The organism is Pseudomonas sp. SA233, from assembly GCF_054792385.1.
In genome coordinates this window covers 638,242-657,816 of record NZ_CP096449.1, presented here as the reverse complement: position 1 = coordinate 657,816, position 19,575 = coordinate 638,242, and the positions used below count along the sequence as shown (strand labels likewise).

General features: G+C 64.9%; 16 protein-coding genes. 11 read left to right on the top strand and 5 right to left on the bottom strand.

The genetic code is table 11. The features are described 5' to 3' along the window. Positions 1-17: 17 nt before the first annotated feature. From M1D87_RS03050 to accC, 4 genes are all read left to right on the top strand, one after another. Positions 18-1,790: a protein-disulfide reductase DsbD gene (locus tag M1D87_RS03050; protein WP_061551872.1), complete on the top strand. Its 1,773-nt coding sequence runs from the start codon at positions 18-20 to the stop codon at positions 1,788-1,790. 179 nt (positions 1,791-1,969) lie between these two features. Then, on the top strand, positions 1,970-2,425 hold the full coding sequence (aroQ, locus tag M1D87_RS03045; protein WP_003255330.1) for a type II 3-dehydroquinate dehydratase: 456 nt from the start codon (positions 1,970-1,972) through the stop codon (positions 2,423-2,425). Between the two features lie 100 nt (positions 2,426-2,525). Beyond that, positions 2,526-2,987 (top strand): acetyl-CoA carboxylase biotin carboxyl carrier protein, encoded by a 462-nt coding sequence (accB, locus tag M1D87_RS03040; RefSeq protein ID WP_123085259.1) that lies wholly within the window; start codon positions 2,526-2,528, stop codon positions 2,985-2,987. A gap of 17 nt (positions 2,988-3,004) precedes the next feature. Then, entirely contained in the window at positions 3,005-4,360 is a 1,356-nt protein-coding gene (accC, locus tag M1D87_RS03035; protein WP_003257054.1) for an acetyl-CoA carboxylase biotin carboxylase subunit, read from the top strand. Positions 4,361-4,541: 181 nt separating this feature from the next. On the opposite strand, the gene M1D87_RS03030 is transcribed toward accC, so the two are convergent. Further along, positions 4,542-6,395, bottom strand: coding sequence for a sigma-54-dependent Fis family transcriptional regulator (locus tag M1D87_RS03030; RefSeq protein ID WP_421091689.1), 1,854 nt, complete (start codon positions 6,393-6,395; stop codon positions 4,542-4,544). Positions 6,396-6,677: 282 nt separating this feature from the next. On the opposite strand from M1D87_RS03030, the gene M1D87_RS03025 reads away from it, so the two are divergent. The 7 genes from M1D87_RS03025 to M1D87_RS02995 all read left to right on the top strand — a co-directional run bounded on the left by M1D87_RS03025 (position 6,678) and on the right by M1D87_RS02995 (position 15,001). After that, positions 6,678-7,733 carry an ATP-NAD kinase family protein gene (locus M1D87_RS03025; protein WP_039614649.1) on the top strand — a complete coding sequence of 352 codons (1,056 nt, stop codon included), beginning with the start codon at positions 6,678-6,680 and terminating at the stop codon, positions 7,731-7,733. A gap of 22 nt (positions 7,734-7,755) precedes the next feature. Continuing rightward, a complete protein-coding gene (locus M1D87_RS03020; RefSeq protein WP_015268810.1) occupies positions 7,756-8,733 on the top strand; it encodes a thiamine pyrophosphate-dependent dehydrogenase E1 component subunit alpha in 978 nt (325 codons plus the stop codon). A gap of 33 nt (positions 8,734-8,766) precedes the next feature. After that, positions 8,767-9,789, top strand: a complete 1,023-nt coding sequence (locus tag M1D87_RS03015) for an alpha-ketoacid dehydrogenase subunit beta (protein ID WP_039614648.1) — start codon at positions 8,767-8,769, stop codon at positions 9,787-9,789. Beyond that, on the top strand, positions 9,786-10,892 hold the full coding sequence (locus M1D87_RS03010) for an acetoin dehydrogenase dihydrolipoyllysine-residue acetyltransferase subunit (protein WP_039614647.1): 1,107 nt from the start codon (positions 9,786-9,788) through the stop codon (positions 10,890-10,892). Before M1D87_RS03015 ends, M1D87_RS03010 begins: the two co-directional genes overlap by 4 nt. A gap of 52 nt (positions 10,893-10,944) precedes the next feature. Next, positions 10,945-12,009, top strand: coding sequence for a 2,3-butanediol dehydrogenase (locus tag M1D87_RS03005; RefSeq protein WP_232881192.1), 1,065 nt, complete (start codon positions 10,945-10,947; stop codon positions 12,007-12,009). 586 nt (positions 12,010-12,595) lie between these two features. Next, entirely contained in the window at positions 12,596-14,329 is a 1,734-nt protein-coding gene (locus M1D87_RS03000; protein ID WP_061551858.1) for a C13 family peptidase, read from the top strand. Positions 14,330-14,356: 27 nt separating this feature from the next. Continuing rightward, positions 14,357-15,001: an oxidoreductase gene (locus tag M1D87_RS02995; protein WP_013970700.1), complete on the top strand. Its 645-nt coding sequence runs from the start codon at positions 14,357-14,359 to the stop codon at positions 14,999-15,001. A gap of 109 nt (positions 15,002-15,110) precedes the next feature. On the opposite strand, the gene M1D87_RS02990 is transcribed toward M1D87_RS02995, so the two are convergent. The 4 genes from M1D87_RS02990 to M1D87_RS02975 all read right to left on the bottom strand — a co-directional run bounded on the left by M1D87_RS02990 (position 15,111) and on the right by M1D87_RS02975 (position 19,425). Continuing rightward, positions 15,111-15,398 carry a YceK/YidQ family lipoprotein gene (locus M1D87_RS02990; protein WP_123085264.1) on the bottom strand — a complete coding sequence of 96 codons (288 nt, stop codon included), beginning with the start codon at positions 15,396-15,398 and terminating at the stop codon, positions 15,111-15,113. Further along, on the bottom strand, positions 15,395-16,024 hold the full coding sequence (ubiX, locus tag M1D87_RS02985) for a flavin prenyltransferase UbiX (protein ID WP_013970698.1): 630 nt from the start codon (positions 16,022-16,024) through the stop codon (positions 15,395-15,397). Before ubiX ends, M1D87_RS02990 begins: the two co-directional genes overlap by 4 nt. After that, positions 16,021-17,370: a UDP-N-acetylmuramate:L-alanyl-gamma-D-glutamyl-meso-diaminopimelate ligase gene (gene mpl, locus M1D87_RS02980; protein ID WP_015268803.1), complete on the bottom strand. Its 1,350-nt coding sequence runs from the start codon at positions 17,368-17,370 to the stop codon at positions 16,021-16,023. Before mpl ends, ubiX begins: the two co-directional genes overlap by 4 nt. Before the next feature lie 66 nt (positions 17,371-17,436). Beyond that, a complete protein-coding gene (locus M1D87_RS02975; protein ID WP_013970696.1) occupies positions 17,437-19,425 on the bottom strand; it encodes a sigma-54-dependent Fis family transcriptional regulator in 1,989 nt (662 codons plus the stop codon). Positions 19,426-19,575 lie beyond the last annotated feature (150 nt).

The window sequence follows — 19,575 nt, the reverse complement described above, 5'->3', positions numbered from 1 at the left end:
CACCTCGCGAGTCCGCCATGCGCCGCCTGTTTTTCCTGCTGTTCCTGCTGCTGGCCAGCCCTGCCTTCGCCACGGGCCTGCTCGACAACCGCCCCAGCGCCACCCTCGGCGCAGCTTCGCTGGCCAACAACGCCGACTTCCTGCCGGTACACGAAGCGTTCAAGCTCAGCCTGGTCCAGGCCGATGCGCAAACCATCAAGCTGCGCTTCGTCGCAACCGACGGCTACTACCTCTATCGCCACCGTTTCCAGTTCCGCACCGAACCGGCCGACATTGCCCTGGGCACACCAAGCATCCCCAAGGGCGAGGCCAAGCACGATGAGTTCTTCGGCGATGTCGAGGTGTACCACGGCGTGCTCGATATCGAGCTCCCGCGCAATGACCCGCGCGCCTTCACCCTGCTGGTGGGCTACCAGGGCTGCGCCGACAAAGGCCTGTGCTACCCGCCAGAAACCGCACGCCTGAGCATCGATGGCGAAGGCGGCGCAAGCACCCCGGCCAGCGGTGAACACGCCTGGACCTGGAAGTCGCTGCTGCTGTTCTTCCTCGCCGGGGTCGGCCTGACGTTCACCCCCTGCGTGCTGCCGATGCTGCCGATCCTTTCCGGCGTGGTGCTGCGCGGCCAGGCTGGCGGCCTGCGCGGTTTGGCGTTGTCGCTGGCCTATGTGCTGCCGATGGCGGCCAGCTTCGCGGTACTCGGTGCGTTGATGGGGTTGTTCGGCGCCGGCCTGAACCTGCAGGCGCGCCTGCAGTCGGCCTGGGTACTGGTGCCCTTCGCGCTGTTCTTCGTGGTGTTCGCCCTGGCCATGTTCGGCCTGTTCGAACTGAAACTGCCGCAAGCCCTGAGCAACCGCCTGAACAATGTGGCCAGCCACACCCGGGGCGGCTCGCTGCTGGGCGCGGCAATACTGGGCGTACTCTCCAGCCTGCTGGTTTCGCCCTGTGTGTCGGCGCCGCTGGCCGGTGCGTTGCTGTACATCAGCGCCAGCGGCGATGCCCTGGGCGGTGCATTCAAGCTGTTCGCCCTGGGCCTGGGCATGGGCGCACCATTGCTGCTGGTGGCCACCGGTGGCGCGGCCTGGCTGCCGAAAAGCGGCCCCTGGCTGAACACGGTGAAGAATGCCATCGGCGTCCTGCTACTGGGCTTGGCCATCGGCTTGCTCAGCCGAGTGCTGCCAGGCCCGCTGACTTTGCTGCTGGTCGGCTTCCTCGCCGCTGGCGTGGCGCTGTTCCTCGGTGCCCTCGAGTTCGTCGTCAAGACCGCACGCCAGCGCCTGGCCCAACTGCTCGGCCTGGCCCTGCTGGTGTACGCCCTGGCCTGCTGGTACGGCGCCCTCAGCGGCCAGGGCGACCCACTGCGCCCGTTGCCGCCGGCAACCCTTGTGGCCACCGGCAACGGGCCGGCGGTGCAGGCGGATAGCTGGCAGACCATCACTACCCCCGCCGCACTGGACGCTGCCCTGGCCCAGGCCAAGGCAGCCGGCCAGCCGGTGCTCTTGGACTGGTACGCCGATTGGTGCATCAGCTGCAAAGTGATCGAACGCGAGGTGCTCACCGCTCCGCAGGTGCAAGCGCAACTGGCCGGCTTCAAGCTGCTGCGTTTTGACATCACCGAAAGCAATGCCGAACAACGCAGCCTGCTCGATCGCTACCAGCTGTTCGGCCCGCCCGCCCTGCTGTTCTTTGCCGCGAACGGTAGCGAAATAACCGCTGATCGGGTCATTGGCGAGATAAATGCCGGTGAATTTGCGCAAATTCTCACACGCGTGCGCGGTAAAGTCGGTCTATAACTTCCCGCGAGCTGTGAAAAATCCAGAAATCAGTGACCAAATCTAATTATTTGGTCACATACTTCGCGCGAACCTCGGACATCGTGCTGGCTATTGCCGGGAACTGGACACTTGCCGTCGCTTTACGGCACACTCGCCGCGCTGTGTCGAATTGCCCTACAAATCCAAGGAATCCGCAGATGGCAACGCTACTGGTGCTCCACGGCCCCAACCTCAACCTGCTCGGTACCCGCGAGCCTGGCCACTACGGCGCCGTGACCCTGGCCCAGATCAACCAGGACCTGGAGCAACGTGCCCGCGCCGCAGGCCACCATCTGCAGTACCTGCAGAGCAACGCCGAATACGAACTGATCGACCGCATTCACGCCGCACGCAATGAGGGTGTGGACTTCATCCTGATCAATCCGGCTGCTTTCACCCACACAAGTGTCGCATTACGTGACGCATTGCTTGCGGTGAGCATCCCATTCATCGAAGTGCACCTGTCCAACGTGCACAAACGCGAACCGTTCCGCCACCACTCCTACTTTTCCGATGTTGCCGTAGGGGTGATCTGCGGCCTGGGCGCCAGCGGTTATCGCCTGGCCCTGGAGTCCGCGCTGGAACAACTGGCTGCCAACGCACAGCCCAAATGATGAAAACCCTGGCCTCAGTGGGCCAGGGTTCGAGAGAAACGTTTCAGATACGTTTTTTTGTATTTCGCCCCCTGACCGAACCTTTGGGAGTTGATGATTAATGGATATCCGTAAAGTCAAGAAACTGATCGAGCTGCTGGAAGAGTCTGGCATCGACGAACTGGAGATCAAGGAAGGCGAAGAGTCGGTCCGTATCAGCCGTCACAGCAAGACCCCGGCTGCCCAGCAGTACTTCGCACCGGCTCCGGTAGCCGCCGCTCCTGTTGCTGCCCCGGTCGCCGCTGCCGCTCCGGCCACTGAAGCCGCTGCCGCCGCCCCGACCCTGAAAGGCACCGTGATCCGCTCGCCGATGGTAGGTACCTTCTACCGCAAGCCTTCGCCGACCTCGCCGAACTTCGCTGAAGTTGGCCAGACCGTGAAGAAAGGCGACACCCTGTGCATCGTCGAAGCCATGAAGATGATGAACCACATCGAAGCCGATGTTGGCGGTGTCATCGACGCCATCCTGGTAGAAGACGGCCAGCCGGTTGAGTTCGACCAGCCGCTGTTCACCATCGTTTGAATCGCGGAGAGCCAACGATGTCTGGGAAGCTCGAAAAAGTCCTGATCGCCAACCGCGGGGAAATTGCCCTGCGGATCCTGCGTGCCTGCAAAGAGCTGGGTATCAAGACAGTCGCCGTGCACTCCACCGCCGACCGTGAACTGATGCACCTGGGCCTGGCAGACGAGTCGGTCTGCATCGGCCCTGCATCGTCCAAGGATTCCTACCTGCATATCCCGGCAATCATCGCTGCCGCCGAAGTGACCGGCGCCACCGCGATTCACCCGGGCTACGGCTTCCTGGCGGAAAACGCCGACTTCGCCGAGCAGGTGGAAAAATCCGGTTTCGCCTTCATCGGCCCGAAAGCCGACACCATTCGCCTGATGGGCGACAAGGTTTCGGCCAAGGACGCGATGATCAAGTCGGGCGTACCGACCGTACCGGGCTCCGATGGCCCGCTGCCGGAAGATGAAGAAGTCGCCCTGGCGATTGCTCGTGACGTCGGCTACCCGGTGATCATCAAGGCCGCCGGTGGCGGTGGTGGTCGCGGCATGCGTGTGGTGCACAAGGAAGAGGACCTGATTTCCTCGGCCAAGCTCACCCGTACCGAAGCCGGTGCAGCCTTCGGCAACCCGATGGTCTACCTGGAGAAGTTCCTGACCAACCCACGCCACGTGGAAGTACAGGTACTGTCCGACGGCCAAGGCAACGCCATTCACCTGGGTGACCGTGACTGCTCGCTGCAGCGCCGTCACCAGAAGGTACTGGAAGAAGCGCCAGCCCCGGGCATCGACGAGAAAGCCCGTCAGGAAGTGTTCAAGCGCTGCGTCGATGCGTGCATCGAGATCGGCTACCGTGGTGCGGGTACTTTCGAGTTCCTGTACGAGAACGGCCGCTTCTACTTCATCGAGATGAACACCCGCGTGCAGGTTGAGCACCCGGTGTCGGAGATGGTGACTGGTATCGACATCGTCAAGGAGATGCTGAGCATCGCCGCTGGCAACAAGCTGTCGTTCCGCCAGGAAGACGTGGTCATCCGTGGCCATGCGCTGGAATGCCGTATCAACGCCGAAGACCCGAAGAAGTTCATCCCGAGCCCAGGCAAGGTGAAGCACTTCCACGCCCCGGGCGGCAACGGCGTGCGTGTTGATTCGCACCTGTACAGCGGTTACTCGGTTCCGCCGAACTACGACTCGCTGATCGGCAAGCTGATCACCTACGGCAAGGACCGCGACGAAGCCATGGCGCGCATGCGCAATGCCCTGGACGAGATCGTCGTCGACGGCATCAAGACCAACATCCCGCTGCACCGCGACCTGGTGCGTGATGAAGGTTTCTGCAAAGGCGGCGTCAACATTCACTACCTCGAGCACAAACTGGCTAGCCAGGAGTGATCGCGTAGTGTGATGTACTGAAAACCCCGGACTTGTTCCGGGGTTTTTTATGGATCACTGGTTTGGCAGAAGCCCTGTAGGAGCAGCCTTGTGCTGCGAAGAGGGCATTACTTCCCAAACAAATTTGTTGCTCATGCCGGCCCTTTCGCAGCACAAGGCTGCTCCTACAGGTCCGCGTGACTCAGCCCTTCATCCGCGGCATCTCGATGTGGTGCTCATGCACCCGCCGGTACAAGGTTGCCCGCGATATTCCCAGAGCCCGCGCCGCATCGGCCGGCTTCCAGCGATGGCGGATCAGCGCATCCAGCAGCAACTGCCGGGCCGGACAAGACATGCTGCTTTCAGCCGAAGCGACCACCTCGCCGCGTACTTCCTGCGGCAGGTCCTGCACCTGCACCTTCCCGCCCTCACTCACCGCACAGGCATAGCGCAACACCTGCCGCAGCTGGCGCAAGTTCCCCGGCCAGCGATAGACCAGCAGCGCCTGCAGCGCATCATCCGCCAACACCACCTCGACTCCGCAGGCCTCGGCTTCCTCGGCCAGCAACTGGTGAATCAACCCCAAGCGGTCCTCACGCTCGCGCAGCGGCGGCAACTCGAAGCGGGCATTGGCCAGGCGGAAGTACAGGTCCTCACGAAAACGCCCATGCTCCACCATCGCCGCCAAATCGCGGTGGGTCGCGCAAATCACCTGAATATCCACCCGCTCCCGCCGCGCCGCGCCCAGCGGCGCCACTTCACCCTCCGCCAGCACGCGCAGCAACCGGGTTTGCAGGTTCAGCGGCATGTCACCGATTTCGTCGAGGAACAGCGTGCCGCCATCGGCCTGCTGCAACAGCCCCTGCATACCTTTGCTGGAAGCCCCGGTGAAGGCCCCGGCCACATAGCCGAACAGCTCGCTCTCGATCAGGCTTTCCGGGATGGCCGCACAGTTCAAGGTGACGAACGGGCCATCGCGACGCAGGCTTTGCTGATGCAACTGGCGGGCGAACACCTCTTTGCCAGCCCCCGTCTCGCCTTGCACAAGCACCGCCAGGTTGCAGTCCTTGACCCGCGTGGCCAGGCGCAGATGCTGCTCGATACGGTCGTCCTGGGCCTGGCGCAACGGCTGCGCACGCTGGCGCTGGCGGGGTGCGCTGACCCGGCCGTACAGCCCACCCAGGCCCGGCAGGCGTTGAGCGGACGATGCGTTCACGCGGCGCAACTGATCCATGTCGAACAGCTCGCCAATGTGCTCGGGCAAACGCCCCAGATGCTCCACCAGGCGCTGGCGCGCCAGGCTGTTGATCGCCTGCAGGCGGCCATCGCCATCCCAGGCCAGCAGGTAGTCGGGCTGGCTTTCCACATATCCCGGCGTGCCATGGGCACGCATCACCCAATGGCCCTGGGCACTATGCATGAAAAAGGCATTTTCGATCTCGCGGGCAGTCTGCTCGACCAGTTGGCGGATCAGGTGCTGGCTGCGGCGGTCGTCCGGCGACTGCAAGGCCGAGACATCCACCACGCCCAGCAACTCGCCCAGCGGGTCGAACACCGGTGCCGCCGTACAGGTCAGGCCAATGAACGCGGCGCGGAAGTGGTCGCGCTTGTGCACCGTGACCGGCGCCTTGCTGGTCAACACCGCCGCCACGCCGCAGGTGCCCTCCTCGCCCTCCGACCAGCAGGTGCCCAGGTACAGCCCGGCCTTGCGGCAATCGTTGCGGATGGCCGACTCGACCCGGTAATCGATGGTGCGCCCCAAGGCGTCGGTGAGCAGCACGCAGTAGTCGGCACCGCGCACCCGCTCATGCAGGCGGGCCACGGCATCGCTGGCGATGCGCAGGAACAGTTCGGCGCGCTCGCGGCATTCGTTGAGCAGGCTTTGGGACAGGATGCGCGGCCCCTGCTGGGATCCGGGGTCGAGGCGGTACAGCTCCATGGAACGGCGCCATGAATCGAGGATCAGCGGTGGCACCGGCGCCTGCGGCAGACGGTCGGCATTCTTCAGCACCCTGCTGACGCAGTCGACATGGGCTCGGGAGTTCGCGGCAAGCATTCAGGCCCTCCGGTTCTCGTTGCTGTTTTTATCGTTGTCCGGTCATTAAGCGCTTCCGGGCATGCCCCGACAAGCACTGCGTGATTACCGGCCGGCTTGAGACGCAGCGTCTCAGCGTCTCGGCCATGCCATACCTCGGCTGGCACCCGGCGTCTCGCCAGCCCGGCCATACGTTCCGGCCAGAGCGCAACGAAACCGCTCTGCCCCGGTGATTTCAGCCTACCCAAGGAAAACTGGCACCACGCTTGCTCCAGCACTGGCAAACAAGAAACGAGGTGCGCCATGCCGCTACCCGCCCCAACTGTCGGCATCATTGCCAACCCTGCCTCTGGCCGCGACCTGCGCCGCCTGACTGCCAATGCCGGGCTCTATTCGAGTACCGACAAGGCATCGGCGATCCAGCGCCTGCTCGCTGCCTTCGGTGCTACCGGCATCGGCCAGGTGCTGCTGCCCAGCGACATGACCGGCATCGCCGCTGCCGTGCTCAAGGCCAGCCAGGGCCCGGTCGCCCAGGACCAGCACTGGCCGGCCATCGAGATCCTCGACCTGCCGCTGACCCAGACCGTTGCCGATACCCGCCTGGCCACCCGGCGCATGGTCGAACGCGGCGTGGCGATGATTGCAGTGCTCGGCGGCGACGGCACCCACAAGGCAGTTGCTGCCGAGGCCGGTGACGTACCGCTGCTGACCTTGTCCACCGGCACCAACAATGCCTTCCCCGAACTGCGCGAGGCCACCAGCGCCGGCCTGGCCGGCGGCCTGCTTGCCAGCGGCCGGGTACCAGCCAGCATCGGCCTGCGCCGCAACAAGCGCCTGCTGGTGAAGGTGCCCGAACAACAGCTTGCCGAATGGGCACTGGTGGAGGTGGCGGTATCGCCCCAGCGCTTCATCGGCGCTCGGGCACTGAGCCGCAGCGAAGACCTTTGCGAAGTATTCGCCTGTTTCGCCGAACCCCATGCCATCGGCCTCTCGGCCCTGTGCGGCCTGTGGTGCCCGGTCTCGCGCCAGGACCCGCACGGTGCCTGGGTACGCCTGAACCCCGGTGCCGAACAAGCGCTGCTCGCACCACTGGCACCCGGCCTGCTGCAAGGCTGCGGCATCACCGCCAGCGGCGCCCTGACGCCCGGCGTAGCCCATCGCCTGAGCCTGGCCAGCGGCACCCTGGCGCTGGACGGCGAGCGCGAAATCGAATTCGCCGAGCATGACAGCCCCACCATCACCCTCGACCACCAAGGCCCATTGAGCGTGGACGTCGAGGCCGTACTGGCGCACGCCGCCCGCCATCACTTGCTGGCCGTGCCCCGTGGCCATCGGCTGCACCCTGCAACCCCGTGTTGAGACAACCCCGGAGAACAACAAGATGTCCAATCAACTCAGTACCGAACAACTGCTGCATGCCTATGAAGTGATGCGCACCATCCGCGCCTTCGAAGAACGCCTGCACGTCGAGTTCGCCACCGGCGAGATCCCTGGCTTCGTGCACCTGTATGCCGGCGAAGAGGCTTCCGCCGCTGGAGTCATGGCCCACCTGCGCGATAGCGACTGTATCGCCTCGACCCACCGCGGCCACGGCCACTGCATCGCCAAGGGTGTGGACGTGTACGGCATGATGGCCGAGATCTACGGCAAGAAGACCGGCGTGTGCGGCGGCAAGGGCGGTTCGATGCACATCGCCGACCTGGAAAAAGGCATGCTCGGCGCCAACGGCATCGTCGGTGCCGGCGCTCCGCTGGTGGCCGGGGCGGCGCTGGCGGCCAAGATCAAAGGCCGCGACGATGTATCGGTGGCCTTCTTCGGCGATGGCGCTTCCAACGAAGGCGCCGTGTTCGAAGCCATGAACATGGCCTCGATCATGAACCTGCCGTGCATCTTCGTGGCCGAGAACAACGGCTACGCCGAAGCCACCGCCTCGACCTGGTCGGTTGCCTGCGACCATATCGCCGACCGCGCGGCCGGGTTCGGCATGCCCGGTGTCACCATCGACGGTTTCGACTTCTTTGCCGTGTACGAAGCCGCCGGCGCTGCCATCGAACGTGCACGTTCCGGGCAAGGCCCGTCGCTGATCGAGGTCAAGCTCAGCCGCTACTACGGCCATTTCGAAGGCGATGCACAAACCTACCGCGCCCCGGACGAAGTGAAGAACCTGCGCGAATCCCGCGACTGCCTCATGCAGTTCCGCAACAAGACCACCCGCGCCGGCCTGCTCACGGCTGCGCAACTGGACGCCATCGACGCCCGCGTCGAGGACCTGATCGAAGACGCCGTGCGCCGCGCCAAGTCCGATCCCAAGCCACAGCCCGCCGACCTGCTCACCGACGTCTACGTCGCCTACCCCTGAGCCGCGGATTACAAGAACAACAGGAGAATCACCATGGCAAGAAAGATCAGCTACCAGCAGGCCATCAACGAAGCCCTGGCCCAGGAAATGCGCCGCGACAACACGGTGTTCATCATTGGCGAAGACGTTGCCGGCGGCGCCGGTGCCCCCGGCGAGGATGACGCCTGGGGGGGCGTGCTGGGCGTGACCAAGGGCCTTTACCATCAGTTCCCGGGGCGCGTGCTCGACGCGCCACTATCCGAAATCGGCTACGTCGGCGCCGCCGTCGGTGCTGCCACCCAGGGCCTGCGCCCAGTGTGCGAGCTGATGTTCGTCGACTTCGCCGGCTGCTGCCTGGACCAGATCCTCAACCAGGCCGCCAAGTTCCGCTACATGTTCGGCGGCAAGGCGGTCACCCCGCTGGTGATGCGCACCATGTACGGCGCCGGCCTGCGCGCGGCGGCCCAGCACTCGCAGATGCTCACCTCGCTGTGGACGCACATTCCCGGCCTGAAGGTGGTCTGCCCGTCCTCGCCGTACGATGCCAAGGGCCTGTTGATACAGGCGATCCGCGACAACGACCCGGTGATCTTCTGCGAGCACAAGCTGCTCTACAGCATGCAGGGAGAGGTGCCGGAAGAGGTGTACACCGTACCGTTCGGTGAGGCCAACTTCCTGCGTGATGGCGACGACGTGACCCTGGTCACCTATGGCCGCATGGTGCATGTGGCGCTGGAGGCCGCCAACAACCTGGCCCGCCAGGGTATCGACTGCGAGGTGCTGGACCTGCGCACCACCAGCCCGCTGGATGAGGACAGCATCCTGGAAAGCGTGGAAAAGACCGGCCGCATGGTGGTGATCGACGAAGCCAACCCGCGTTGCTCCATGGCCACCGACATCAGCGCGCTGGTGGCACAGAAGGCCTTCGGCGCGCTCAAGGGCCCGATCGAAATGGTCACCGCCCCGCATACTCCCGTGCCGTTCTCCGATGCCCTGGAAGACCTGTACATCCCCGACGCGGCGAAGATCGAGGCTGCGGTACGCAAAGTGATCGAAGCCGCAAGGAGTGCCGCATGAGCCAGATCCATACCCTGACCATGCCCAAGTGGGGCCTGTCGATGACCGAAGGCCGGGTGGATACCTGGCTGAAGCAGGAAGGTGACGAAATCAACAAGGGCGACGAGGTGCTGGACGTCGAGACCGACAAGATCAGCAGCAGCGTCGAAGCCCCGTTCAGCGGTGTGTTGCGCCGTCAGGTGGCCAGGCCTGATGAAACCCTGCCGGTCGGTGCCCTGCTGGCGGTGGTGGTGGAAGGCGAAGCCGAAGAGGCTGAAATCGATGCCGTGGTGCAGCGCTTCCAGGCCGAGTTCGTCGCCGAGGGTGGCGCCGACCAGGCCCAAGGGCCGGCGCCACAGAAGGCTGAAGTGGCTGGCCGGCAGTTGCGCTGGTTCGAGCTGGGTGAAGGCGGCACGCCGCTGGTGCTGGTGCACGGTTTTGGTGGCGACCTCAACAACTGGCTGTTCAACCACCCGGCGCTGGCTGCCGAGCGACGGGTAATCGCCCTCGACCTGCCGGGCCATGGCGAGTCGGCCAAGGCCCTGCAACGGGGCGACCTGGATGAGTTGAGCGAAACCGTACTGGCCCTGCTCGACCACCTGGACATCGCCAAGGCCCACCTGGCCGGCCACTCCATGGGCGGCGCGGTCAGCCTGAACGTGGCGCGCCTGGCGCCGCAACGGGTGGCCAGCCTGAGCCTGGTGGCCAGTGCCGGGCTGGGCGAGGAGATCAACGGACAGTACCTGCAAGGCTTCGTCGCTGCCGCCAACCGCAATGCCCTCAAACCGCAGATGGTACAGCTGTTTGCCGACCCCGCACTGGTAACGCGGCAGATGCTGGAGGACATGCTCAAGTTCAAGCGACTGGAAGGCGTGGACGACGCGTTGCGCCTGTTGGCATCGGCCATCGCCGACGGCGACCGGCAGCGCCACGACCTGCGCGGGGTGCTGGGACAACACCCGGCCCTGGTGGTGTGGGGCGGCAAGGACGCGATCATCCCGGCCAGCCATGCCGAAGGGCTGGAGGCTGAAGTGCTGGTGCTGCCCGAGGCTGGCCATATGGTGCAAATGGAGGCGGCCGAACAGGTCAACCAGCAACTGCTCGCGTTCCTGCGCAAGCACTAAGCCCTTTCCGTGAGCGTGGAGAACAACAATGAACGACCTGAGCCACACCCACATGCGCGCCGCCGTCTGGCATGGCCGCAATGATATTCGCGTCGAACAGGTGCCCCTGCCGGCCGACCCTGCGCCCGGCTGGGTGCAGATCAAGGTTGACTGGTGCGGCATCTGCGGCTCCGACCTGCACGAATACGTCGCTGGCCCGGTATTCATCCCGGTGGAGGCACCGCACCCGCTGACCGGCATCCAGGGCCAGTGCATCCTCGGCCACGAGTTCTGCGGCCAGATCGCCAAGCTGGGTGAAGGCGTGGAAGGTTTTGCCGTCGGTGACCCGGTGGCTGCGGACGCCTGCCAGCATTGCGGCACCTGCTACTACTGCACCCACGGCCTGTACAACATCTGCGAGCGCCTGGCCTTCACCGGCCTGATGAACAACGGCGCCTTTGCCGAACTGGTCAACGTGCCCGCCAACCTGCTGTACCGGCTGCCGCAGGGTTTCCCGGCAGAGGCCGGGGCGCTGATCGAACCGCTGGCGGTGGGCATGCATGCGGTAAAGAAGGCCGGCAGCCTGCTTGGCCAGACGGTGGTGGTGGTCGGCGCCGGCACCATCGGCCTGTGCACCATCATGTGTGCCAAGGCGGCTGGCGCGGCGCAGGTGATCGCCCTGGAAATGTCCTCGGCACGCAAGGCCAAGGCCAAGGAGGTTGGCGCCAGCGTGGTGCTGGACCCCAGCCAGTGCGACGCCCTGGTGGAAATCCGCAAGCTCACTGCCGGGCTGGGCGCGGATGTGAGTTTTGAATGCATCGGCAACAAGCACACGGCCAAGCTGGCCATCGACACCATCCGCAAGGCGGGCAAGTGCGTGTTGGTGGGGATATTCGAGGAGCCTAGCGAGTTCAACTTCTTCGAACTGGTGTCCACCGAAAAGCAGGTGCTGGGCGCGTTGGCGTACAACGGCGAGTTTGCCGATGTGATTGCCTTCATCGCTGACGGCAGGCTGGACATTCGCCCGCTGGTGACCGGGCGGATCGGGCTGGAGCAGATTGTCGAGCTGGGCTTCGAGGAGTTGGTCAACAACAAGGAGGAGAACGTGAAGATCATCGTTTCGCCGGGCGTGCGCTGATTGCACCTCAAAGGCAACACGGAAACTGTGGGAGCCGGCGTGCCCGCGAAGCAGGCGACGCGGTGCCTGGCACCGGCTTCGCCGGTGTTCGCGGCTAAAGCTGCTCCCACAGGGATTGCGCAAAGCTGAAATTCACCGCAATACCTGTGGGAGCGGGTTCACCCGCGAAGAAGACCACACGGTGCCTGGCACCGGCTTCGCCGGTGTTCGCGGCTAAAGCCGCTCCCACAGGGATTGCGCAAAGCTGAAATTCACCGCAATACCTGTGGGAGCGGGTTCACCCGCGAAGAAGACCACACGGTGCCTGGCACCGGCTTCGCCGGTGTTCGCGGCTAAAGCCGCTCCCACAGGTATTGCGCAAAGCTGAAATTCACCGCAATACCTGTGGGAGCGGGTTCACCCGCGAAGAAGACCACACGGTACCTGGCACCGGCTTCGCCGGTGTTCGCGGGCACGCCCGCTCCCACAGGTTCCGTGCCAGCTTTTCAATGCAGTGCAGGCTCGAGAGCTGCGCCAGCACATGCGTTCGCTGTTTCAGGATCCCATTCTGCGTCATACTCGGCAGACCTATTGCCCGGTTCTCGCCATGCGTTCACTGCTCCCCGTCACCCTGGTCCTGCTGCTCGCCGCCTGCGGCGATGGCGAATCGCTGCTCCCGCCGGACGCGCGCCTGCCTGACGGTGGGCGGTACCGGGGGCAGGTGGTCGATGGCCTGTTGCAAGGCGAGGGCCGGATCGACTACCCCAACGGCAGCTGGTACGCCGGTACCTTCAAGGACGGCCAATGGCACGGCCAGGGCGAATGGCACGGCCGCAACGGCGAGGTGTATCGCGGCCAGTTCGCCGCAGGGCTGTTCCAGGGGCTGGGCGAGCTGACTACCCCGGGCAGCCACTATGCCGGCACTTTCAGCCACGGCCGCCGCGACGGCGAAGGCACCCTCAAGCAAGCCGACCAGACCTACCGCGGCCAGTTCAAGGACGACCTGTACGAAGGCGCCGGCGAGCTGGAACTGGCCGACGGCAGCCGCTACCAGGGCCTGTTCGCCAAGGGCAAGCCCAACGGCGCCGGGGTGCGCAGCGATGCCAGCGGCAACCAGTTCAGCGGCCACTTCATCAATGGCCAGCTGGAAGGCAGCGGCACCTACGACAGCGTTGACGGCGAGCAGTACATCGGCGAGTTCAAGGACAACCGCCTGGAAGGCCGTGGCCGCTACGAAAATGCCGATGGTGATGTGTGGATCGGCGAATTCAAGGACGGCTCGCTGGTTGGCGAAGGCGAATTGCTGGGCAGCGATGGCAGCCACTACAAAGGCACCTTCGCCGACTGGCGACTGTCGGGCCAGGGCAGCCTGCAGCTGGCCGACGGCAGCAAGTATATCGGTGGCTTTCTCAACGATGCCTACCACGGCCAGGGCCGGCTGATCCTGGCCAACGGCAAGGTCGAAAGTGGCACCTGGAGCAACGGCGTGCGCGTACGGGACCAGAACGGCAAGCTGTTGCCTGACCCGCTGGACCTGGCGCTGCTCAACCAGGGCCGTTTGCTGGATGAAGCGTTGGCCCGGGTACCGCGCTCGGCGCCACCAGTTCAGCTATACAGCCTGGTGGTGGCCGGCGATGGCCAGCAGAGCGTGTTCATGCGCGAAGCCGACTATGTCAGCAACATGCTCAAGGTGCGCTTTGGCGCCAGTGGCCAGGTGACCCTGGTCAACCACCGCGACCACATGACCACCCGAGCCATGGCCACACGCGAAAACCTGACCCGCGCCGCCCGCACCCTGGCCGAGCGCAGCGGCCCCGAAGACCTGGTGTTCATCTATCTCACCAGTCATGGCAGCCAGGACCATCAGCTGGTACTCGACCAACCGCGCCTGCAGCTGGCCGATCTGTCTGCCGACGAGCTGGCGAGCGCGCTGGCACCGCTGAAGAACCGCGACAAGGTGATTGTCATATCCGCCTGCTATTCAGGGGGCTACATCACGCCGCTCAAAGATGAGCGCACGCTGATCATGACCGCCGCCCGGGCCGACCGCGTGTCTTTCGGTTGTTCGGAAGAAGCCGATTTCACCTATTTCGGCGATGCCCTGTTCGCCGAAGCGCTGAACCAGACCGACGACCTGAAACAGGCGTTTGAACTGGCGCGCGCCAGCGTTGCCGAAAGAGAACAAAGGGAAGGTTTCGAGGCCTCCGAACCTCAGCTGTGGGCGCCGCCGAAGGTGCTTGAGCACTGGCAGCACCTGCGCCGGCAACAGGCCGAAGAAGCATTGCGTAACGCCGCACAGGCCAACGTGGGGGAACAGGCGCAAACGCCCGGCAGCCACTAAGCTTGTGTGTAACAAGGGAGAGACATCATGTATTTGACGCCTCAGCATGTCCTGCTTGCCGGTGCCACGGGTCTGACAGGTGAACACCTGCTCGACCGTCTGCTCAACGAGCCCACCATCACTCGCGTACTGGCGCCTACCCGCCGGCCATTGGCCGAGCACCCGCACCTGGAAAACCCGGTAGGCGACCCGGCTGTGTTCCTTCCACAACTGGGTGGGCGGGTCGATATCGCCTATTGCTGCCTGGGTACCACACTTAAGCAAGCCGGTTCCGAATCGGCCTTCCGCGCTGTGGACCTGGACATGGTGGTGGCTTTCAGCAAGCGTGCCCGGGAGTTGGGCGCGCGGCATCTGCTGGTGGTCAGTGCATTGGGCGCCGACCCGAAATCGTCGATTTTCTACAACCGGGTCAAGGGTGAGATGGAGGAGGCTCTCAAGGCTCAGGATTGGCCGCAGCTGACCATCGTGCGGCCGTCGTTGCTGCTGGGTGAGCGGGTCGAGCCGCGGCTCGGCGAACAGTTGGCTTCGCCGTTTGCCAGGCTGATACCCGGGAAGTATCGGGGGATCGAGGCTTGTACCTTGGCCCGGGCGCTGTGGCGGCTGGCGCTGGAGGAAGAGGACGGGGTGCGGATTGTGGAGTCGGATGAGTTGCGCAGGTTGGGCAAGAAGTAGGCTTTACCTGGCAGGGCCTCTTCGCGGGTAAACCCGCTCCCACAGGATTTGCACCGATTTCAGACCTGGTGCAGTACCTGTGGGAGCGGGTTTACCCGCGAAAGGGCCCTTACAGGCCACCAGTGGCCTGGAAGCCTACACCGGCCGCTGTCAGCAACGACAACGGCAGCAACAAGGTATCGAGCAACATGCTCCCCGGCAGGTCCAGCCCCGGATACGCTGGCGCCTCAGCCCCGTAACGATCCCGCGGGCAGCACCCGCCATTGATCACATACAAGTCCAACCGGGTACCGGCATACACCACCGGTGCCCCGGGCTTGTTGGCATCCAGCGTGCGCACCGTGGCGCAGCCACCGAGCAGCACCAGCACCAGCAAGCCCACCAGCGCTCGCTTCAATCATCCACCCCGAAGTGGTGCTCACCCCAGCGCGGCAACATGTCCTGGGGAATGTTCAGCAGGTTGAGAATGCGCGCGACCACGAAGTCGACCAGGTCGTCGATGGTCTGCGGCTGGTGATAAAAGCCCGGCGCCGCCGGCAGGATCACCGCGCCCATCTGCGACAGCTTGAGCATGTTCTCCAGGTGGATGGTGGAGAACGGCGCCTCGCGCGGCACCAGGATCAGTTGGCGGCGCTCCTTGAGGGTAACGTCGGCAGCACGTTCGATCAGGTTGTTGCAGGCACCGGTGGCAATCGCCGACAACGTGCCGGTGGAACAGGGCACCACGACCATTGCCGCCGGGGCGCCTGAGCCCGAGGCCACCGGCGACATCCAGTCTTCCTTGCCATACACGCGGATCTGCCCGTCGGCAGCGCCGGTATATTCGGTGAGGAAGGCCTGCATCGCCTGTGGCTTGGCCGGCAGCACCACGTCCGTCTCGGTGGCCATCACCAGTTGCGCGGCCTTGGAGATCAGGAAATGCACCTCGCGGTCCTCACGCACCAGGCAGTCGAGCAGGCGCAGGCCATACTGGGCACCAGAGGCGCCCGTCATGGCCAGGGTGATGCGTTCCGGCCCGCTCACTTCAGTGCCTCGGCCAGCTTGCCGTGCAGGCCGCCGAAGCCGCCGTTGCTCATGATTACCACATGGGTACCTGGGCGGGCCTGGCCCTTGACCCGCTCGATGATCGCTTCGAGGCTGTCGGCCACCACGCTGGGCACTTTGCATTGCGCGGCGGTGGCAGCCAGGTCCCAGCCAAGGTTGGCCGGGGCGTACCAGATCACCTGGTCGGCGTCGTTGACGCTTTCCGGCAGGCCGTCACGGTGGGCACCGAGCTTCATCGAGTTGGAGCGCGGCTCGATCACGGCGATCACCGGGGCTTCGCCAACGCGCTTGCGCAGGCCGTCCAGGGTGGTGGCGATGGCGGTCGGGTGGTGGGCGAAGTCATCGTAGATGGTCACGCCCTGCACTTCGGCAACCTTCTCCATACGCCGCTTGACGCTCTTGAAGGCGCTCAGGCCTTCGATGCCCATGGCTGGCACCACGCCTACATGGCGCGCCGCTGCCAGGGTAGCCAGGGCGTTGGCGACGTTGTGCTGGCCAGTCAGCGCCCAGTCCACCACGCCCTGCGCTTCGCCGTCGAACAGCACTTCGAAGCGCGAGCCGTCGGGGCTGAGCAGACGGGCTTGCCACTGGCCACCTTCGCCGGTGGTCTGCACCGGGGTCCAGCAACCCATGCCGATCACCCGCTCCAGCGCCTGCTCGGTGGTGGGGTGGATGACCAGGCCTTCGCTAGGAATGGTGCGTACCAGGTGGTGGAACTGCCGCTCGATCGAGGCCAGGTCGGGGAAGATGTCCGCATGGTCGAACTCGAGGTTGTTGAGGATCGCCGTGCGCGGGTGGTAGTGGACGAACTTCGAACGCTTGTCGAAGAAGGCGCTGTCGTACTCGTCGGCTTCGACCACGAAGAACGGCGTATCGCCCAGGCGCGCCGACACCGAGAAGTTCTGCGGCACACCGCCAATCAGGAAGCCCGGGCTCATGCCGGCATGTTCCAGCACCCAGGCCAGCATGCTGCTGGTCGTGGTCTTGCCGTGGGTACCGGCAACGGCCAGCACCCAGCGGCCCTGCAACACGTGGTCGGCCAGCCACTGCGGGCCGGAAACATAGGGCAGGCCCTTGTTCAGCACGTACTCCACCGCCGGGTTGCCACGCGACATGGCGTTGCCGATGACCACCAGGTCTGGCGCCGGGTCCAGCTGGGCCGGGTCATATCCTTGGGTCAGTTCGATGCCCTGGGCTTCAAGCTGGGTGCTCATCGGGGGATAGACGTTGGCGTCCGAGCCGGTGACGCGGTGGCCAAGTTCCTTGGCCAGCACCGCCAGCGAGCCCATGAAAGTGCCGCAAATACCGAGAATGTGAATATGCATGGTCGACCTCGCAAAACATCGAGGCAGGGTAGCCCAGGGCGCGACAAATCGCACCAGATGTTTCGCTCAGTCGGCTCTGGTGATGCCGTGTTTGCGCAGTTTTCGATACAAGGTATTGCGGCTGATGCCCAAGTGCTCGGCGACACGGGTGAGGTGCCAGTGTTTTGCATCTAGCGTCTCCAACAATGCTTGCCGCTCCGCATCCTGTAGGAGCGGCCTTGTGTCGCGATCGGGCTGCGACGCAGCCCCTGCAGATTGGTCGGCGCTGCTGAGACCCTGGGGCCGCTCTGCGGCCCTTTCGCGACACAAGGCCGCTCCTACAGGGACGGTGCTGTTGCGGAGAATGGTGGGCAGATCCGGGAACGCGATGCGGGAGTCTTCGCAAAGTGCCACCAGGGTACGCAGCACGTTGCGCATCTGCCGCACGTTGCCCGGCCAGGCGAAGTCGAGCAGTGCCTGCCGCGCCCTGGGCTCGATATCGATCGGTTCTCCCTGCGCCTCCTGACGCAGCAGAAAGTCCAGCAACTGCGCCTTGTCACTGCGCTCGCGCACCGCAGGCAATGCCACCTCCAGGCCATTCAGGCGGTAATACAGGTCCTCGCGGAAGCTGCCCTGCTCCACCCGCTCCAGCAGGTCACGGTGGGTCGCGCTGACGATGCGCACGTCTACCGCCTGCGGCTCGCCACCGATCGGCACCACCTGGCGCTCCTCCAGCACGCGCAGCAGGCGGGTTTGCAGAGCCAGTGGCATGTCGCCAATCTCGTCCAGCAGCAAGGTGCCACCATCGGCCTGCAGCAGCTTGCCGCGCATGCCTTCCTTGCGTGCACCGGTAAAGCTGCCGCCGCGGTAGCCGAACAGTTCGCTCTCGATCAGGCTTTCCGGGATCGAGGCGCAGTTGATGGCGACGAACGGCTTGCCGCGCCGCTCGCTGGCCTGGTGCACGGCCTGGGCAAAAGCCTCCTTGCCACAGCCGGTCTCGCCGCGCAGCAACAGCGGCACATCGCGCTCGAACACCCGCACGCTGCGGCGGAAGTCGTTTTGCAAGGCGGGGTCGAGCAGGCAGATAAGCGGCTCCACTTCCCGCGTGGGCCGCGGCTGGGCGGCTGGCACCGACCACACCGGTGCGCGAGCCTGGCCACGCAGGCTGGCGAACACCTGGCGCCCGTCCAGGGTATGCAGCGGCCACGCCGTGCTGCCGCCAGGCGTGGCGCGGCTGAACAGTTCGTCGTGGCTGCAAGCGAAAAAGCGTTCCAGCGGTTTGCCCAGCACGCCACCACGCACCGTGCCCAGCAGGTTCAGCGCGCTCTGGTTGGCGGCGCAGATGCGCCCGTCACCGTCGAACGCCAGCAGGCCTTCGCTGAACAGGCCGACCGACTCGGCCTGCAGGTGAAAACGCAGCAGCCATTGCTGTTCGAAATGGCGCAGGAAGTAGCAGCTTTCGATCATCTTCGCCGACAGGTTGACCAAAGCCATGGTGTGGAACTGGCTCTGCCGGGAAACGTCGGGCCGCGCCGAAGACACATCCAGCACTGCCAGCAGCTCGCCATGCGGGTCGAACACCGGGCTGGCCGAGCAGGTCAGGCCGGTGTGGCGACCGCGGAAGTGCTCGTTCTGGTGAATGGTCAGCGCCTGGCGCTCGACCAGGCAGGTGCCGATGCCGTTGGTGCCCTCGCGCGCCTCGCTCCAGTCAGCGCCCAGCCACAGCCCGGCACGCTCGAAGCTGCGCCGCTCGGTCGGCGCGCTGACGCAATTGAGGATCACCCCGCGGGCATCGGTCAGCAGCACCGCATGGCCGGCCCCGGAAAGCTGCTGGTGCAGGCTGTTCATTTCATGGTCGGCAATCTGCAGCACCTGGCGCAGGCGCTCGCGGCTTTCCAGCAGGCGCCCATGCTCGAGCACCACCGGGGCCTCGATCACCGACGGGTCGAGGTGGTAGTCCTCCAGGCAGCGTAGCCAGGAGCGGGCGATGGACGGGTCACTGCCACCCTCCCCGGCCCCACCATGGGCGACGGTATGGACTTGCTGGGCATGGCGACTGAAATGATTGCTCTGCATTGTTGTAGTTCTCCGCAGATAGAGAGTCTCGCCAGCATCCTCCACCCGGGAAGGCTTTGCAATGCACCCTCCGGTTACGTGTCGCAAATGGCACAAAGTGTCACCCCCGCGCGTACCGGCGCTGGCACAGAGATCGTGGGCCAGGCCCAA

Bases quoted from the DNA above. Each gene is read 5' to 3' on its own strand.
- accB (WP_123085259.1), top strand. From the start codon at position 2,526: ATGGATATCCGTAAAGTCAAGAAACTGATCGAGCTGCTGGAAGAGTCT.
- M1D87_RS03015 (WP_039614648.1), top strand. From the start codon at position 8,767: ATGGCAAGAAAGATCAGCTACCAGCAGGCCATCAACGAAGCCCTGGCC.
- M1D87_RS02975 (WP_013970696.1), bottom strand. From the start codon at position 19,425: ATGCAGAGCAATCATTTCAGTCGCCATGCCCAGCAAGTCCATACCGTC.
- M1D87_RS03030 (WP_421091689.1), bottom strand. From the start codon at position 6,395: ATGCTTGCCGCGAACTCCCGAGCCCATGTCGACTGCGTCAGCAGGGTG.
- M1D87_RS03025 (WP_039614649.1), top strand. From the start codon at position 6,678: ATGCCGCTACCCGCCCCAACTGTCGGCATCATTGCCAACCCTGCCTCT.
- M1D87_RS03050 (WP_061551872.1), top strand. From the start codon at position 18: ATGCGCCGCCTGTTTTTCCTGCTGTTCCTGCTGCTGGCCAGCCCTGCC.
- M1D87_RS03000 (WP_061551858.1), top strand. From the start codon at position 12,596: ATGCGTTCACTGCTCCCCGTCACCCTGGTCCTGCTGCTCGCCGCCTGC.
- mpl (WP_015268803.1), bottom strand. From the start codon at position 17,370: ATGCATATTCACATTCTCGGTATTTGCGGCACTTTCATGGGCTCGCTG.
- accC (WP_003257054.1), top strand. From the start codon at position 3,005: ATGTCTGGGAAGCTCGAAAAAGTCCTGATCGCCAACCGCGGGGAAATT.
- aroQ (WP_003255330.1), top strand. From the start codon at position 1,970: ATGGCAACGCTACTGGTGCTCCACGGCCCCAACCTCAACCTGCTCGGT.
- M1D87_RS03005 (WP_232881192.1), top strand. From the start codon at position 10,945: ATGCGCGCCGCCGTCTGGCATGGCCGCAATGATATTCGCGTCGAACAG.
- M1D87_RS02995 (WP_013970700.1), top strand. From the start codon at position 14,357: ATGTATTTGACGCCTCAGCATGTCCTGCTTGCCGGTGCCACGGGTCTG.
- M1D87_RS03020 (WP_015268810.1), top strand. From the start codon at position 7,756: ATGTCCAATCAACTCAGTACCGAACAACTGCTGCATGCCTATGAAGTG.
- M1D87_RS03010 (WP_039614647.1), top strand. From the start codon at position 9,786: ATGAGCCAGATCCATACCCTGACCATGCCCAAGTGGGGCCTGTCGATG.